Annotated in this window: 12 protein-coding genes; 4 read left to right on the top strand and 8 right to left on the bottom strand. The window is 61.7% G+C overall.

Translation table 11 applies throughout. The features are described from left to right. The first annotated feature begins 238 nt into the window (after nucleotides 1-238). Nucleotides 239-2,080, top strand: a complete 1,842-nt coding sequence (ilvD, locus tag KGB28_RS12010; RefSeq protein ID WP_056726462.1) for a dihydroxy-acid dehydratase — start codon at nucleotides 239-241, stop codon at nucleotides 2,078-2,080. Nucleotides 2,081-2,258: 178 nt separating this feature from the next. Here the strand turns inward: ilvD and KGB28_RS12005 are convergent, their stop codons facing one another. Further along, nucleotides 2,259-3,314 (bottom strand): haloacid dehalogenase-like hydrolase, encoded by a 1,056-nt coding sequence (locus KGB28_RS12005; RefSeq protein WP_223445249.1) that lies wholly within the window; start codon nucleotides 3,312-3,314, stop codon nucleotides 2,259-2,261. Nucleotides 3,315-3,557: 243 nt separating this feature from the next. Here KGB28_RS12005 and KGB28_RS12000 point away from each other — a divergent pair, with 243 nt between their 5' ends. Further along, complete coding sequence (locus KGB28_RS12000; RefSeq protein ID WP_223445247.1) at nucleotides 3,558-4,949, top strand: L-cystine transporter; 1,392 nt, start codon at nucleotides 3,558-3,560, stop codon at nucleotides 4,947-4,949. Nucleotides 4,950-5,066: 117 nt separating this feature from the next. On the opposite strand, the gene KGB28_RS11995 is transcribed toward KGB28_RS12000, so the two are convergent. Beyond that, nucleotides 5,067-5,579, bottom strand: a complete 513-nt coding sequence (locus KGB28_RS11995; RefSeq protein WP_223445245.1) for a dihydrofolate reductase — start codon at nucleotides 5,577-5,579, stop codon at nucleotides 5,067-5,069. Nucleotides 5,580-5,664: 85 nt separating this feature from the next. Here KGB28_RS11995 and KGB28_RS11990 point away from each other — a divergent pair, with 85 nt between their 5' ends. Both KGB28_RS11990 and KGB28_RS11985 read left to right on the top strand, forming a co-directional pair. Continuing rightward, on the top strand, nucleotides 5,665-7,035 hold the full coding sequence (locus tag KGB28_RS11990; protein ID WP_223445243.1) for a DUF2868 domain-containing protein: 1,371 nt from the start codon (nucleotides 5,665-5,667) through the stop codon (nucleotides 7,033-7,035). Then, a complete protein-coding gene (locus KGB28_RS11985) occupies nucleotides 7,028-8,392 on the top strand; it encodes a GTPase/DUF3482 domain-containing protein (protein ID WP_223445241.1) in 1,365 nt (454 codons plus the stop codon). Before KGB28_RS11990 ends, KGB28_RS11985 begins: the two co-directional genes overlap by 8 nt. A gap of 153 nt (nucleotides 8,393-8,545) precedes the next feature. On the opposite strand, the gene KGB28_RS11980 is transcribed toward KGB28_RS11985, so the two are convergent. The 6 genes from KGB28_RS11980 to KGB28_RS11955 all read right to left on the bottom strand — a co-directional run bounded on the left by KGB28_RS11980 (nucleotide 8,546) and on the right by KGB28_RS11955 (nucleotide 15,322). After that, the gene (locus KGB28_RS11980) at nucleotides 8,546-9,103 is read right to left on the bottom strand and encodes a phosphonate degradation HD-domain oxygenase (protein WP_223445239.1); all 558 of its coding nucleotides are present in this window, start codon (nucleotides 9,101-9,103) and stop codon (nucleotides 8,546-8,548) included. Further along, the gene (locus KGB28_RS11975) at nucleotides 9,103-10,236 is read right to left on the bottom strand and encodes a TIGR03364 family FAD-dependent oxidoreductase (protein ID WP_223445237.1); all 1,134 of its coding nucleotides are present in this window, start codon (nucleotides 10,234-10,236) and stop codon (nucleotides 9,103-9,105) included. The genes KGB28_RS11980 and KGB28_RS11975 overlap by 1 nt, the downstream gene beginning before the upstream one ends. Before the next feature lie 128 nt (nucleotides 10,237-10,364). Continuing rightward, complete coding sequence (locus KGB28_RS11970) at nucleotides 10,365-11,390, bottom strand: putative 2-aminoethylphosphonate ABC transporter substrate-binding protein (RefSeq protein WP_223445235.1); 1,026 nt, start codon at nucleotides 11,388-11,390, stop codon at nucleotides 10,365-10,367. A 39-nt stretch (nucleotides 11,391-11,429) separates the two neighbouring features. Then, nucleotides 11,430-13,154, bottom strand: a complete 1,725-nt coding sequence (locus tag KGB28_RS11965) for a putative 2-aminoethylphosphonate ABC transporter permease subunit (protein ID WP_223445233.1) — start codon at nucleotides 13,152-13,154, stop codon at nucleotides 11,430-11,432. Continuing rightward, nucleotides 13,154-14,230: a putative 2-aminoethylphosphonate ABC transporter ATP-binding protein gene (locus KGB28_RS11960; protein WP_223445231.1), complete on the bottom strand. Its 1,077-nt coding sequence runs from the start codon at nucleotides 14,228-14,230 to the stop codon at nucleotides 13,154-13,156. Before KGB28_RS11960 ends, KGB28_RS11965 begins: the two co-directional genes overlap by 1 nt. Before the next feature lie 228 nt (nucleotides 14,231-14,458). Beyond that, on the bottom strand, nucleotides 14,459-15,322 hold the full coding sequence (locus tag KGB28_RS11955; RefSeq protein ID WP_223445229.1) for a LysR family transcriptional regulator: 864 nt from the start codon (nucleotides 15,320-15,322) through the stop codon (nucleotides 14,459-14,461). Nucleotides 15,323-15,326 lie beyond the last annotated feature (4 nt).

Raw genomic sequence — 15,326 nt, 5'->3', positions numbered from 1 at the left:
GCACGTCTTGTGAATGCTACCTCCACGCTTGCAGCCATTCCCTCCAGCCGCCAGCCGTGTAGAATCGCGAACATTCATCGCCAGTCATCCCCGGCGGGTTTATGAGCTCAAGCTGAAGCGCGCGGCGATCCCGCAAAGTTATCGGCAACTTCCGGACACGCGGCCATTTCTGAGTGTTCCAGACGTCAATAGAAGCTCACTTCCCTTTTGATACCTGATTAGCCGCCCGGAGTGCTTCATGCCTGATTACCGCTCGAAAACATCCACCCACGGCCGCAACATGGCCGGTGCCCGCGCACTGTGGCGCGCCACGGGGATGAAAGATGACGACTTCAAGAAGCCGATCATCGCCATTGCCAACTCGTTCACCCAGTTCGTACCGGGCCACGTGCACCTCAAGGACCTGGGCCAACTGGTCGCCCGCGAGATCGAACGCGCTGGCGGCGTGGCGAAGGAATTCAACACCATCGCTGTCGATGACGGCATCGCCATGGGCCACGACGGCATGCTCTATTCGTTGCCGAGCCGCGAGATCATCGCCGACTCCGTCGAGTACATGGTCAACGCCCACTGCGCCGATGCGATCGTCTGCATCTCCAACTGCGACAAGATCACCCCGGGCATGCTGATGGCGTCCCTGCGCCTGAACATCCCGGTGATCTTCGTCTCCGGTGGCCCGATGGAAGCCGGCAAGACCAAACTCGCCTCCCACGGCCTCGACCTGGTCGACGCCATGGTGATCGCCGCCGACTCCAGCGCTTCTGACGAGAAAGTTGCCGAGTACGAGCGCAGCGCCTGCCCGACCTGCGGTTCGTGCTCCGGCATGTTCACCGCCAACTCGATGAACTGCCTGGTCGAAGCCCTGGGTCTGGCATTGCCGGGCAACGGTTCGACCCTGGCCACTCACAGCGACCGCGAGCAGCTGTTCCTGCAGGCCGGCCGCACCATCGTCGAGCTGTGCAAGCGTTACTACGGCGAGAACGACGAGTCGGTACTGCCGCGCAACATCGCCAACTTCCAGGCGTTCGAAAACGCCATGACCCTGGACATCGCCATGGGCGGTTCCACCAACACCATCCTGCACTTGCTGGCCGCAGCCCAGGAAGCCGAGATCGATTTCGACCTACGCGACATCGACCGTCTGTCCCGTCACGTGCCGCAACTGTGCAAGGTCGCGCCGAACATCCAGAAGTACCACATGGAAGACGTGCACCGTGCCGGCGGGATCTTCAGCATCCTCGGTTCGCTGGCCCGTGGCGGCTTGCTGCACACCCAGTTGCCGACCGTGCACAGCCGCAGCATGGAAGAAGCCATCGCCAAGTGGGACATCACCCAGACCACCGACGAAGCCGTCCATCACTTCTTCAAGGCCGGTCCGGCGGGCATCCCGACGCAAACCGCGTTCAGCCAGTCGACCCGTTGGGAAACCCTGGACGACGACCGTGAAAACGGCTGCATCCGCAGTGTCGAGCACGCTTACTCGCAAGAAGGCGGCCTGGCCGTGCTCTACGGCAACATCGCCCTGGACGGCTGCGTGGTGAAAACCGCTGGCGTCGACGAATCGATCCACGTATTCGAAGGCAACGCCAAGATCTTCGAAAGTCAGGACAGCGCCGTACGCGGCATCCTTGCTGACGAAGTGAAGGAAGGCGACATCGTCATCATTCGCTACGAAGGCCCGAAAGGCGGCCCGGGCATGCAGGAAATGCTCTACCCGACTTCGTACCTGAAATCCAAAGGCTTGGGCAAAGCCTGCGCCCTGCTCACCGATGGACGTTTCTCCGGCGGTACCTCGGGCCTGTCCATCGGCCACGCTTCGCCTGAAGCGGCTGCCGGCGGCGCGATTGGTCTGGTGCAGGACGGCGACAAGGTGCTGATCGACATTCCGAACCGCTCGATCAACCTGTTGGTCAGCGACGAAGAACTGGCCGCACGCCGAGTGGAGCAGGACAAGAAAGGCTGGAAACCGGTGGAAGTGCGTCCACGCAAAGTGACCACCGCGCTGAAAGCCTACGCCCTGCTGGCCACCAGTGCCGACAAGGGTGCTGTGCGTAACAAGGCGATGCTTGACGGGCTGTAAGCGTTAACCATCGACATAAAAATGCCCCGCCAAGTGCGGGGCATTTTTGTTTGCATCGATCTCCTGTAGGAGCGAGCTTGCTCGCGATGGGTGCAAGGACGACGCGCTGCACCAGAAAGCACGCGTCATCGTTAACGACCATCGCGAGCAAGCTCGCTCCTACAGTAGCAACCCGGTCTTACTGAATGTCTTCAGGCTTGACGATCACCCAGTTCTTGTCAGCCGTCACCGTCAACCCTTCCTTGGCCTGGGCCGCGGCGTTCTTGGCCATCATGCCGTTGATCTGGGTCATGTACTTGTCCTTGCGGTTGACCCACAGGTGGATGCCGCCCTTGGCCACGTCAACACTGTGGAACAGCATGTAACCATCGCTGCTCGGGGTATCGCCGCCAACCAGCACCGGTTTTTTCCATTCATCGATGTAGGTCAGGATCGCCGCGTGCTTGCCGGCCATCCAGGTTGCCGGGGTCCACAGGTACGGGGTCAGCTCGAGGCCGAGGTTGGCCTTCTCGTCATATTTGCCGGCGGTGACCTGCTTGCGCGCGGTGGTCAGTTCGCCTGTCTTCGGATCCTTGAGCAGCAGCGACACGCCGATCACGTTCTGCGGCTTGACGTTGTAGCCGTACTTCGGATCGGCCGCAACCATGCGCACCAGTTCTTCGGAGGCGGCGGTCATCACGTAGACCTCGATGCCGTTCTCCATCAACTTGTTGTACAGCTCTTGCTGGCCGGTGAAAATCTTCGGCGGGTTGACGTCGAGTTTCTTGACCGCGTCGCCTTCGTAATAAGTCGCTGGCACCGGTTTGCCCGACGCCATCATCTCGTCGACGTAGCCCTTGAGTTCCTTGAGCGTAAAGCCGGAGAACACCTGGGCGACCCATGGATAGCAGACCATGTCGTCGACTTCGCAGAGGCGGTAGTAGTAGCTGAACAGGCTTTCCTTGTGGTCGGCGGTGTCCTTGAACGGCATCAGTTTCAGGGAGGGATCGAGCTTGTCGCGGGTGATCAGGCCCTTGTTCTCCATGAACGGCAGCAACGACTCTTCGAGGTCGTAGCGGTAACTGGTGTTGTCCATGTCGAACACCGCGTAGTTACCCTTGTTGGCGTTGGCGGCGATCATCGCGTCCAGCGCCTTGGCCTGATCGGCGGGCCAGTGTTTCAGATCCGTTGCAAGCACCTGGCCGGCAAGGCCCAGGCAAAGTGCTGCTGCCAGCAATTTCGGTGCGAACTTCATTGGCATTTCTCCCTGAATGTGAAAGAGATCGACGCTAACAAATAAGTGTGACAGTCCTCGCCTGTCAGCGACCGCCTGTGTCCCTTTCGCGCCAGTTGCATTTCTGACAGCGACATCCGCTTATTCCAAAAACGACGGAAATCATGCGTTTTTGATATTAATTCATTAGTTTTCAAGCTGTTAGGCTTGCCGGTTCGCAGCTGCCCCGGATGGTAGCTGGCACAAGTCTCACTCGGAGTTCTCATGAATCTGCCGCTGATCCTCAATCTGCTGGTGTTCCTCGCCTTGCTCCTGGGCCTGGCGCAAACTCGTCACACCTCATGGAGCCTGGCGAAAAAAGTCCTGCTCGCGCTGGTGCTGGGCGTGGCGTTCGGCGTGGCCTTGCACACCGTTTACGGTGCCGGCAACCCGGTACTCAAAGCCTCGATCGGCTGGTTCGATCTGATGGGCAACGGTTATGTGCAACTGCTGCAAATGATCGTGATCCCGCTGGTGTTCGCCTCGATCCTCAGCGCCGTGGCCCGCCTGCACAACGCATCGTCGCTGGGCAAGATCAGCTTCCTGACCATCGGCACGCTGCTGTTCACCACGGCCATCGCAGCCCTGATCGGTATCGGCCTGACCAACCTGTTCGGCCTGACCGCCGAAGGCCTGGTGGCCGGCACCCAGGAAATGGCGCGCCTGCAAACCATTCAGACTGACTATGCCGGCAAGGTTGCGGACTTGAATGTGCCGCAGCTGTTGCTGTCGTTCATTCCGCAAAATCCGTTCGCCGATCTGGCGCGGGCCAAGCCGACGTCGATCATCAGCGTGGTGATTTTTGCGGCGTTCCTGGGTGTCGCGGCCCTGCAATTGCTCAAGGATGATGCCGAGAAAGGTCAGAAAGTGATCAACGCCATCGACACCCTGCAAGCCTGGGTGATGCGCCTGGTGCGCCTGGTGATGAAGCTGACCCCGTACGGCGTGCTGGCGCTGATGACCAAAGTGGTCGCCGGCTCGAACCTGCAAGACATCATCAAGCTCGGCAGTTTCGTGGTGGTGTCCTACATCGGCCTGGGCCTGATGTTCGTGGTGCATGGCGTGCTGGTGTCGGCCGCCGGGATCAACCCGCTGCGTTTCTTCCGCAAGATCTGGCCGGTGCTGACGTTTGCCTTCACCAGCCGTTCCAGCGCTGCGACGATTCCGTTGAGCATCGAAGCGCAGACCAGTCGCTTGGGCATTCCGCAGTCCATCGCCAGTTTCGCCGCTTCGTTTGGCGCAACCATTGGCCAGAACGGTTGTGCCGGCCTGTACCCGGCGATGTTGGCTGTGATGGTGGCGCCGACTGTGGGCATCAATCCGCTGGACCCATTGTGGATCGCGACGCTGGTGGCGATTGTCACGCTGAGTTCGGCCGGTGTGGCCGGGGTGGGCGGCGGTGCTACGTTCGCCGCGTTGATCGTACTGCCGGCGATGGGCTTGCCGGTTTCGCTGGTGGCGTTGCTGATTTCGGTCGAGCCGCTGATTGATATGGGGCGTACGGCGTTGAATGTCAGTGGGTCGATGACGGCGGGGGCGATTACCAGTCAGGTGATGCAGCAGACTGATAAAGAACTGCTGGATGCGGATGAGCATTCGGCGTTGGCGCACGCGTGATCGGCGTCTGATAGACCGCTATCGCGAGCAAGCTCGCTCCCACAGGGATCTTTGGTGTTCACACAATTTGTGATTCACCTCAAACCCTCTGTGGGAGCGAGCTTGCTCGCGATGCTTTTAAGCCTTTTCCCAGACTTCGAAGTTGTACGCCGGTTTTTCGCCTTCGGCCGGATTCGGCACATTCGACACCAGCTTCCACTGGCCCAAATCAAACTCCGGAAACCACGCATCCCCTTCCGGGCTCAGCGCCACGCGGGTCAGGTATAACCGATCAGCCTGCGCCAGCCCTTGCGCATACAACTGCGCACCACCAATCAGCATCAACTCATCAACGCCCTGTTCCTTCGCCCATTCTTCAGCACGAACGACGGCGGCTTCCAGCGACGGATAAACCTCCGCGCCTTCGAGCACCAGATCCGCCTGACGGCTGACCACGATGTTCAATCGGCCCGGCAGCGGGCGACCGAGGGAATCCCAGGTCTTGCGGCCCATGATGATCGGCTTGCCGAGCGTGGTGGCCTTGAAATATTTGAAGTCCCCCGGCAAGTGCCAGGGCATGCTGTTGTCGACGCCGATCACACGGTTTTCACCGAGGGCTGCGATCAGGCTGAGGGGGAGTGATTTAGTCATGCCGGCGAGGATACCAGAGCCGCGCTTTCGCCGATAAGCGCCACAGCGGTTATGCTCACAGCTCATTTAAGCGACGGGATGCCGCGTGACTGAACTCAATACCCTCTGGCTGACAGAAACCATCCGCCTGCGCGAAGAGTACGCCGGCCCTCTGGAAGACCTTGAAGCCAACCGACTGGCCCGCAGCGCCGGCGGCGATTTGCCGTCGCGCATTCAACGCCGGGCCCTGTGGCTGGCCGAACGCGATGGACTGGCCGATGCTCTCAAACACTGGCTGCAAGGCGCGCGACTGGCGCTGATCGTAATGGCGGTGCTGGCGGTGATCAGCGGCGCCGGCCTGGCCTTTGCTGCAATGGGCGACGGCCTGCACCCGGTGAATGTGTTCTGGGCCTTGGGCAGCCTGCTCGGGCTCAATCTGATACTGCTGCTGAGCTGGGGCCTGGGCCTGGTGTTCGCTGGCGAACAAGGCGCCAGCCTCGGGCGCCTTTGGCTGTGGCTTAGCGAAAAGCTCGCCCGGGATGCCAAAGCCGCACAACTGGCACCGGCCCTGCTGCTGTTGCTGCAACGCCAGAAACTCAATCGCTGGGCCATCGGCGTGCTGGTCAACGGCTTGTGGTTGCTGGCGATGCTCAGCGCACTGGTGATCCTGCTGACGTTGATGGCAACCCGACGCTACGGCTTCGTCTGGGAAACCACGATCCTCAGTGCCGACACCTTTATTGCCGTAACCCAGGCCCTTGGCGCGCTGCCGGCCCTGCTCGGTTTCAGCGTGCCCACCGAGGAGATGATTCGCGCCAGTGGCGACGCCGCCCTGAACATCGAAAGCGCCCGCCAGGCCTGGGCCGCCTGGCTGGTGGGCGTATTGCTGGTCTACGGCGTTTTGCCGCGCCTGCTGCTCGCACTGTTTTGCCTGTGGCGCTGGAAGACGGGGCAAACGGCGTTGTGTCTGGATTTGAACCTGCCCGGTTATGCGCAACTGCGCGAACGCTTGATGCCCACCAGTGAGCGTCTCGGCATCAGCGATGCGGCGCCTGAGCAATTGCATCGAGTGGAAAGCGGCGTCAGCGAACAACAAAGTGATGGTGCTCTATTGGTCGCCATCGAGCTGGACGACGACCGTCCGTGGCCACCGCAATTGCCGAAAAACGTGAACAACGCCGGCATTCTCGACAGCCGCGAATCGCGGCACAAACTCCTCGAACAACTGAGCCGCTTTCCCCCGGCACGCCTGGCCATTGCGTGCGATCCACGGCGTTCGCCGGATCGCGGCAGTTTGGCCTTGATTGCCGAACTGGCCCGCAGCGCCAGCGCCACCCGCGTGTGGTTGTTGCAGGCGCCCCCCGGTGAAGCGCTGGACGCCGAACGCCTGGGCGACTGGCACGTGGCGCTGCAACAGCTTGAGCTACCCTTTGCCGATTGTGCGCCGATGAACTGGCTGGAGACGGGTCATGACTAACCCTCTGAAACTCGCCGTCGTCGGCCACACCAACGTCGGCAAAACCTCGCTGTTGCGCACCCTGACCCGTGACGTGGGTTTCGGCGAGGTGTCCCACCGTCCCAGCACCACACGACACGTCGAAGGCGCACGGTTGTCGGTGGACGGCGAGCCCTTGCTCGATCTCTACGACACTCCCGGCCTGGAAGACGCCATCGCCCTGCTCGACTACCTCGAACGCCTGGAGCGTCCCGGCGAACGCCTCGACGGCCCGGCGCGGCTGGCGCGCTTCCTCGATGGCAGCGAAGCCCGGCAACGCTTCGAGCAGGAAGCCAAGGTGCTGCGCCAGTTGCTGGCGTCGGACGCCGGGCTCTACGTGATCGACGCCCGAGAGCCGGTGCTGGCCAAGTACCGCGACGAGCTGGAAGTGCTGGCCAGTTGCGGCAAACCCTTGCTGCCAGTGCTGAATTTCGTCAGCAGCGCCAACCACCGTGAACCGGCATGGCGTGAAGCGCTGGCGCGGCTGGGCTTGCATGCCCTGGTGCGCTTTGACAGCGTCGCGCCGCCGGAGGATGGCGAGCGTCGACTCTATGAAAGTCTCGCCCTGCTGCTGGAATCTGCCCGGCCGCAACTGGAACGCCTGATCGCCGATCAGCAAGCCCAGCGTCTGGCTCGCCAGCAAAGTGCGGCGCGGTTGATTGCCGAACTGTTGATCGATTGCGCGGCCTGCCGACGCAGCGTGGTCAGTGAAGCCGAGCAGGAACAACAGGCAATCAACGAACTGCGCAAAGCCGTGCGCCAACGTGAGCAGCGTTGTGTCGAGGCCCTGCTCAAGCTCAATGCCTTTCGCCCACAGGATGCCGCTGCGAGTGATTTGCCGCTGCTCGACGGCCGTTGGGGCGACGATTTGTTCAATCCGGAAACCCTGAAACAACTGGGCGTGCGGGTCGGTGGCGGAATCGCTGCCGGTGCGGCTGCCGGGGCCGGGGTCGATTTACTGGTGGGTGGCATCACCCTGGGCGCGGCGGCATTGGCCGGAGCGATTGCCGGCGGCGCCCTGCAAACCGCCCGCAGTTATGGCAGCCGCCTGCTCGGCAAAATCAAGGGCCAGCGCGAACTGACGGTGGATGACAACGTGCTGCGGCTGTTGGCGCTGCGTCAGCGGCAATTGCTGCAAGCGCTTAATGCCCGTGGGCATGCGGCGATGGACAGCATTCAGGTGGCCACGCCACAGGATAAAACCTGGCGCGAAGGCAAACTGCCCGAGGCGCTGAACAAGGCGCGGGCGCATCCGCAGTGGTCGTCGTTGAATCCGCATCCCAAATTGAATCAGGCGGAGCGGCAAGAGCAGGTTGAGGTGTTGGCGCTGCAGCTTTAGTGGCCTGACCGATGATTTATGGTGTCAGCGCTGGCCTCTTCGCGAGCAAACCCGCTCCCACAGGGTTTTGTGCTGGAACATCAATCTGTGACCAGACACAAATCCAATGTGGGAGCGGGCTTGCTCGCGAAGGCAGCCACTCGGTGCCGAGACTTACACCGCCAGCAAACGCACCGCTTTACCCTTCAACACCGCCAGATCAATCACCGGCACATGCATCTCTTTCGCCATTTCATCCCACTGGCGCATGCGCAAGCTCACGGCACACAACGGGTCTTTCTCGAACGCCTCAGCCTCTTCAGCGGTCATCACCCCGCCCTGATATTCCAGGGTTCGGCGACTGGCCTCACTCAAACGCTCGTAGTATCCCGCCTCTTTCAGCGTCAGATAACGCTTGGCCTGCACGTGGTATTCGACCAGCCGCGCCATGCGCTCGCTGAATCCGGCGCGGCGCAGATAATCCGCGCCCAGACGCTCATGGCTGACCACGCCGAAGCCACCCATGTTCTCCGCGCTTTCGGTGCAGATATGCCCGATGTCGTGAAAGAACGCCGCCAGAATCACTTCATCGTCGAAGCCTTCGGCCATGGCCAGCTCCGCCGCCTGGGACATGTGCTCGATCTGCGAAACCGGTTCACCGATGTAATCGCTGTCGCCAAAGCGCTCGTACAGACTGAATACTTCAGCGACGACTTGTTCGTTGCGCTCCATCAGATTTCCCCCAACACAGCTGCGATGTTTCGTTCAGCCATCGCCGGGCCGACGCTCATGCCGACACCGGTGTGCATCAATGCCACGCTCAGGCCCTTTGCCGGGCGCAGGAACGAGAACGGTCCCGGCCCCCGTGAACCATAGACCCCCTGCCAGCGTTCGACCACTTGTACCTTGCAGCCCAGGGTCTGCTCGGCCAGTTCGATCATCCAGTCGTCGACCTGCTCGGCATTGAAGGGTGACGGATCGCTGCCGTAATGGTGCGAATCACCAATGATCAATTCGCCATGGGGTGTCGGGCTGATCAGCAAGTGGATACCGTTTTCATGCAGGTGCGGTGCGTGCCGCAGAATCTCGGCCTGTACCGCGGCGGCTTCCGGCAAATCCGCAAAGGCGCCGTAATGCACGCAGCTCAAACCAGTGAGCAACGCGTGTTGCAGATTGAGGTTGATTTGCGGGCGCGCGCGGAGCATTTGCAGACGACAGATTTGCGGCTCGAGCTCGGCGATCTGTTCGGCCAGCAAGGTCTGATAATCGTGTCCGGAGCAGACGATGATCTGCTCGGCACTGAAGCTGCCGGCGGTGCTGTGCAGGCGACCCGGCTCGATATCGCGTACCAGGGTAGAGAAGTGAAACTTGACGCCCAAGTCGCGGCGCAGGAAGTCGATCAGCGCCGGAATCGCTTCGCGGGAATACAGTTGCTGGTCGTCCATGCCATGCAAGGCTGCGCGGTGATGGCGGAACTGACCGCCGTACAAATCGCGCAGCGCGGCGCCGCGCAGCAGGTCGACGCGGTAACCGTGTTCGACGGCGCGGCCCTCGCAGAAGGCTTCCAGCAGTTGCTCTTGCGCTTCGGTGCGGGCGAACAGGTACGAGCCATTGCGCTTGAGTTGCAGGCCGGCGAGCTGCGCCCAATCGCCCCAGATTGCGCGACTGGCGCGGGCGAGTTCCAGCATCGGTCCCGGTGGTTGGCCGGTGACCAGTGCCTGGCCGAAGTTACGCACCGAAGCGCCAACAGGCGTTTCGCTGCGCTCGAAAACCGTGACCTTCAGACCGCGCTTGGCGGCGGCATACGCGTGGGACAAACCCAGGATGCCGGCGCCGACGATCAGCATGTCGTTGTGTTGTGTCATCTAGAGATGCCCTGAATTTGAATCCGCTATCGCGAGCAAGCTCGCTCCCACATTGGTTTTGTGTTCGACGCACATCCCCTGTGGGAGCGAGCTTGCTCGCGATGAGGCCCTGTCAGCCGATAAAGACCTTACTTGGCCGCCACTTTCTCGGACTTGCCGTCATAGCGCTTGCGCCATTCGGTCAGGATCTGGTCGCGGTTCTTCGAGGCCCAGGCGAAGTCGTTCTTGATCAGGCGCTGTTCGTAGTCGGCCGGCAGTTCGGTCTGCGGCTTGGCGATGCCAGGCTGGGCGAGCACGGCGAAGTTTTCCTTGTAGAGCTCCATCGCCTCGGGGCTGGCGGAGAAGTCAGCCAGTTTCTTCGCCGCTTCTTCATGGGCAGTGCCCTTGATCACCGCAGTCGCTTCGATCTCCCAGCCCAAGCCTTCCTTCGGCAGGATGATGTCCAGCGGTGCGCCCTGACGTTTCAGCTGAACGGCCGGGTACTCGAAGGAAATACCGATCGGGAATTCACCAGCCGCCGCCAGTTTGCAAGGCTTGGAGCCGGAGTGAACGTACTGGCCGATGTTCTGGTGCAGGCCGTCCATGTAGGCCCAGCCCTGCTTCTCGCCGAAGGTTTGCAGCCAGGCGCTGACGTCGAGGAAACCGGTACCGGACGAGGCCGGGTTCGGCATGACGATCTTGCCCTTGTACTCAGGCTTGGTCAGGTCTTGCCAGCTCACTGGCTTGGTCAGTCCCTGTTTTTCGGCTTCGACGGTGTTGAAGCAAATGGTCGCGGCCCAGACGTCCATGCCGACCCAGGCTGGCGGGTTGGCCGCGTCGCGGTAGTTGGCGCCGATCTTGCCCAGGTCTTTCGGTGCGTAGCTTTGCAGCATGCCTTGCTGATCGAGAATCGCCAGGCTCGAAGCGGCCAGGCCCCACACGGCGTCAGCCTGCGGACGGGCTTTTTCCGCCAGCAGTTTGGCGGTGATGATGCCGGTGGAATCACGCACCCATTTGATTTCGACGTCCGGGTTGGCCTTTTCGAAAGCTTCTTTGTAGGTCTTCAGTTGTTCGGCTTCGAGGGCGGTGTACACCGTCAACTCGGTTTTCGCCGCATAGGCGTTCAGGCTGAAAGCGGTAAGGACAGCAGCGGCCAGGGCCATAGGCTTGAACATGATCTTTTCCTGTTTTTTGAGTTGAGGGGTTGTGCAGATTCAATGACCGGGCGCGGTCTGCCGCCAGGCCTGGGAGCGCCGCAGCAAACCGCGCGAGGCCCAGGCCAGCAGCAGGGACACGCCCGCCGAGGTAATCAGGATCAGGGTCGACATCGCTGCCGCACCGCCGACGTTGCCGGCGTCGTCCATGTTCAGCACCGCCACCGCCGCGAGGATGGTGTCGGGGCTGTAGAGGAAGATCGCCGCCGAAACGGTGGTCATGGCCGAGACGAACAGGTAGCGCACGATGTCCAGCAGCGCTGGCAGGCAGATCGGCACGGTGACCCGCAGGTAATGGCGGTACAGCGGCGCCTTGAGCGACAGCGCGGCGGCTTCGAACTCGGCGTCGAGTTGGCGCAGCGCGGTGGTGGCGGTCATTTGTGCGGTGGTCAAATAGTGAGCAATGGTGCAGACGATCAGCAGGGTCATAGTCCCGTAGAGCACGTGCAGCGGGTTTCCGGCGAGATTGAAGAAGAAGACGTAACCCAGCCCCAGCACCAGGCCCGGCACCGCCATCGGGACGAAACTGAGCATGCGCAACGTCAGGTTCAGGCCACGTTGGCCCTTGGTTTTTTCCATCAGGTAGGCGCCGGTGAAAATCAGCAGGCTGCCGATCAGCGCCGTGCCCAAGGCCATCTTCAAGCTGTTGCCGTAGGCCAGCCAGCCACCGCCGGCGGTTTCGTTGAACTGATAATGGTTAAGCGACAGCGACAGGTTGTACGGCCAGAACTTCACCAGGGACGAGAACACCGCCATGCCGAACACCAGCAGCAGCGCGGCGCAGATCAGCAGGACGATGGCCAGGTAGCAGCTGTCGCGCAGCTTCGAAGGCGCGGGTTTGAACACCTGGGCGCGACCGCTCATGGAGTCACCGTGACGACGACGCAACCAGGCATCGACCCCGAAACTGAACAGCGCTGGCAGCAACAGCACCATGCCGATCAACGCACCACGACCGAACTGTTGCTGGCCGACCACCGCCTTGTAGGCTTCCAGCGCCAACACCTGATAGTCGCCACCGACCACCACCGGCACACCGAAGTCAGTGATAGTCAGGGTGAACACCAGACAGAATGCAGCGAACACGGCCTGACGGGTCGCCGGCCAGGTGATGCTGCGGAAGGCTTTTGCAGGACTCGCGCCCATGCTGGAGGCCGCGTCGAACAGTCGTGCATCGGCCAGGGACAGGGCCGACAGAAGAATCATCAAGGCGTGCGGGAAGGTGTAGATGACTTCACCAAGCACAATGCCCCAGAAGCCGTAGATGTTGTCCGAGAGCAGGCCACGCAGCATGCCCTGGTTGCCGAACAGATAAACCAGCGCGATGCCGGGCAGCATCGATGGCGCCATCAATGGCAGCAGCGAAATGCCACGCCAGATGCCTTTGGCCGGAATCAAGGTGCGTTGCAGCGCGTAGGCAAACAGGTAAGCCAGCGGTACGACAATGGCCGCGACGCTGAGGGAAACCTTCAGGCTGTTACCGAGCAACCAATGGAAGTTTTCGCTGGTCACCAGTTCTTTCGCTGCGACCCAGCCACCGCCCTGCCCGGCTTCGGCGCTGAAACCGCGCCAGAAGATCGCCAGCAACGGCATCAGTACGGCAACGCCCAACAACACCAGCATGAGGACTTTGCCGCCGACTACGAACAACCGGTCACCGACCTCGGCGCGGGTGGTTTGTCGAACCTGCTTGTGCGGCAGCGGCAGCGCGATGTTCGCGCTCATCAGGTAAACACCTGCAGGCTGCGCGGCGGCAAGGCGACCATGATCTGCTGGGCGCCAAGGCGCGGCATGGCTTCCGGTGCCAGCTCCGCCAACAGCGCATGCCCCGGCAACTGATCGAGTTCGAAGCTCATGCGGCAGCGGTTGCCGAGGAAGGTGATTTCACGAACCTTGGCCGGGAACAGGTTTTCCTCGTGCACCAGCGGGTTGACGTTGATCGCTTCCGGACGGCAGAACAATCGGCCCGACGCTGTCTTGGCGCCGCCATCGGCCAGACGCATGCTCATTCCACCGACCTGGGCGTGGCTGTCGCTGCTGCGCTGGAACGGCAACCAGTTACCTTGGCCGACGAACTCCGCCACGAATGGCGTGGCCGGGCGGTTATAGATTTCCTGCGGTGTGGCGTATTGCTCGACCTTGCCGTTGTTCATCACGGCGATGCGGTCGGCCATCAGCATGGCCTCGTCCTGATTGTGGGTGACCATCAGGGTGGTGATGCCGAGGTTGCGTTGCAGTTGGCGCAATTCGGTACACAGATGCTCGCGCACCCGGGCATCGAGGGCCGACATCGGTTCGTCCAGCAACAACAGCGAAGGTGCCGGTGCCAGGGCGCGAGCCAGTGCCACACGTTGCTGTTGACCGCCGGACAACTGGCCCGGGTATTTTTTCTCGCTGCCGGTCAGGCCGACCAGTTCCAGCATCTGGCCGACACGACGGCGCACCTCGTCGCGACCGCTGCCGGCGAGGCCGTAGGCAATGTTCGCTTCGACGGTGAGATTGGGAAACAACGCGTAGGACTGGAACAGAATGCCGTAGTCCCGCGCCTGGGGCGCCAGGTGGGAAACGTCACGATCACCCAGGTACAACTCGCCGCTGTCCTGTTTCTCCAGACCGGCGATGCAGCGCAGCAAGGTGGTCTTGCCACAGCCCGACGGCCCCAGCAGACACACCAGTTCACCGGCTGCCACGTCGAGGGAGACGTTATCCAGCGCCGTGAAGGCGCCAAAACGTTTCTGTACGCCGCGCACTTTCATCGGTGCGCCGGGGTTGGTCAGGGCAGTTGCGATCGAGTTGTTCATGGACGGACCTCATCTAGCAGATGGGGCCATCCTAGAGTTGTAATGAGTCCGTCATGTGGCAGTAAGGCAAAAACTGCCGATAGTGGTATTCGGGATTTTTGGTTAAGCCTTCAAGCCCTGTGTTGTTTGATCTGGCGCCTTCGCGAGCAAGCCCGCTCCCACAGTTGATCGCGGTCCCCTGTGGGAGCGGGCTTGCTCGCGAAGAGGCCAGGACAGGCACTACAAATCTCAGGCTGGAGCCATTTCCTGCGCCAACCCCAGAAACGCTGCCGGCAGTCGCGCGTTTTTACGCTCCTTGAGGCAATACAGGTATTCAGGAATCTGCGGCGCATTTTCGATGGTCAGCACTCGCAGTTGCGGATCATGGGGCACTTCCTGCCGGGCAATGATGCTGATGCCGATGTTGCGCAGCACCGCTTCGCGGATCGATTCGCGGCTGCCGATTTCCAGCAGCGGACCGAAACACACGCCGGCGCTGGCCAGCAACTCTTCGGTCAAACGACGGGTGGTCGAGCCCGGTTCGCGCATCAGCAGGGTGTGCCCGGCCAAGGCGCCGAGCGGCACGTGATCGTGAACCGCCAGCGGATGATTGCGATGCACCGCCAGCACCAGCGGATCACTGCCGAGCACCCGGCGAACCAGTCGCGCGTCATCGAGCAACTGCGACGACGCCGCGACATCGACCCGGTAATCCTCCAGCGCTTCGAGCACCTGTTGGGAGTTGCCGATTTCCACCGACACCTCAACCTGCGGCAGGCGTTCACGGAAGGTTTTCACCAGGTCGAGAATGTAATACGGCGCCGTGGCGGCAATGCGCAACGTGCCCTGGACCTGGCCGCAGTTACGCAGGAAGAACTCGATGTCGGCTTCCTGTTGCATCAGCACCTTGACCATCGGCAGCAGCCGCGCACCCTCCTCGCTGACGCTGAGACGCCGGCCGCCGCGGTAGAACAATTCGACCGAGTACTGACTTTCGAGGTTGCGGATCTGCGTCGTCACCGTCGGCTGGCTCAGGCCGAGCTTTTTGGCAGCCTGGGTAATGCTGCCCAGGCGGGCCACCATGTAAAACGCCTTCAGCTCCGCACTCAGCACAAAC

It is taken from the genome of Pseudomonas sp. BF-R-19 (genome assembly GCF_019956445.1).
Taxonomy (GTDB): domain Bacteria; phylum Pseudomonadota; class Gammaproteobacteria; order Pseudomonadales; family Pseudomonadaceae; genus Aquipseudomonas; species Aquipseudomonas fluorescens_BH.
This window is presented reverse-complemented; position numbering and strand designations above follow the sequence as displayed.

Bases quoted from the DNA above. Each gene is read 5' to 3' on its own strand.
- KGB28_RS11985 (WP_223445241.1), top strand. From the start codon at position 7,028: ATGACTAACCCTCTGAAACTCGCCGTCGTCGGCCACACCAACGTCGGC.
- KGB28_RS12005 (WP_223445249.1), bottom strand. From the start codon at position 3,314: ATGAAGTTCGCACCGAAATTGCTGGCAGCAGCACTTTGCCTGGGCCTT.
- ilvD (WP_056726462.1), top strand. From the start codon at position 239: ATGCCTGATTACCGCTCGAAAACATCCACCCACGGCCGCAACATGGCC.
- KGB28_RS11980 (WP_223445239.1), bottom strand. From the start codon at position 9,103: ATGGAGCGCAACGAACAAGTCGTCGCTGAAGTATTCAGTCTGTACGAG.
- KGB28_RS11965 (WP_223445233.1), bottom strand. From the start codon at position 13,154: ATGAGCGCGAACATCGCGCTGCCGCTGCCGCACAAGCAGGTTCGACAA.
- KGB28_RS12000 (WP_223445247.1), top strand. From the start codon at position 3,558: ATGAATCTGCCGCTGATCCTCAATCTGCTGGTGTTCCTCGCCTTGCTC.
- KGB28_RS11995 (WP_223445245.1), bottom strand. From the start codon at position 5,579: ATGACTAAATCACTCCCCCTCAGCCTGATCGCAGCCCTCGGTGAAAAC.
- KGB28_RS11960 (WP_223445231.1), bottom strand. From the start codon at position 14,230: ATGAACAACTCGATCGCAACTGCCCTGACCAACCCCGGCGCACCGATG.
- KGB28_RS11970 (WP_223445235.1), bottom strand. From the start codon at position 11,390: ATGTTCAAGCCTATGGCCCTGGCCGCTGCTGTCCTTACCGCTTTCAGC.
- KGB28_RS11975 (WP_223445237.1), bottom strand. From the start codon at position 10,236: ATGACACAACACAACGACATGCTGATCGTCGGCGCCGGCATCCTGGGT.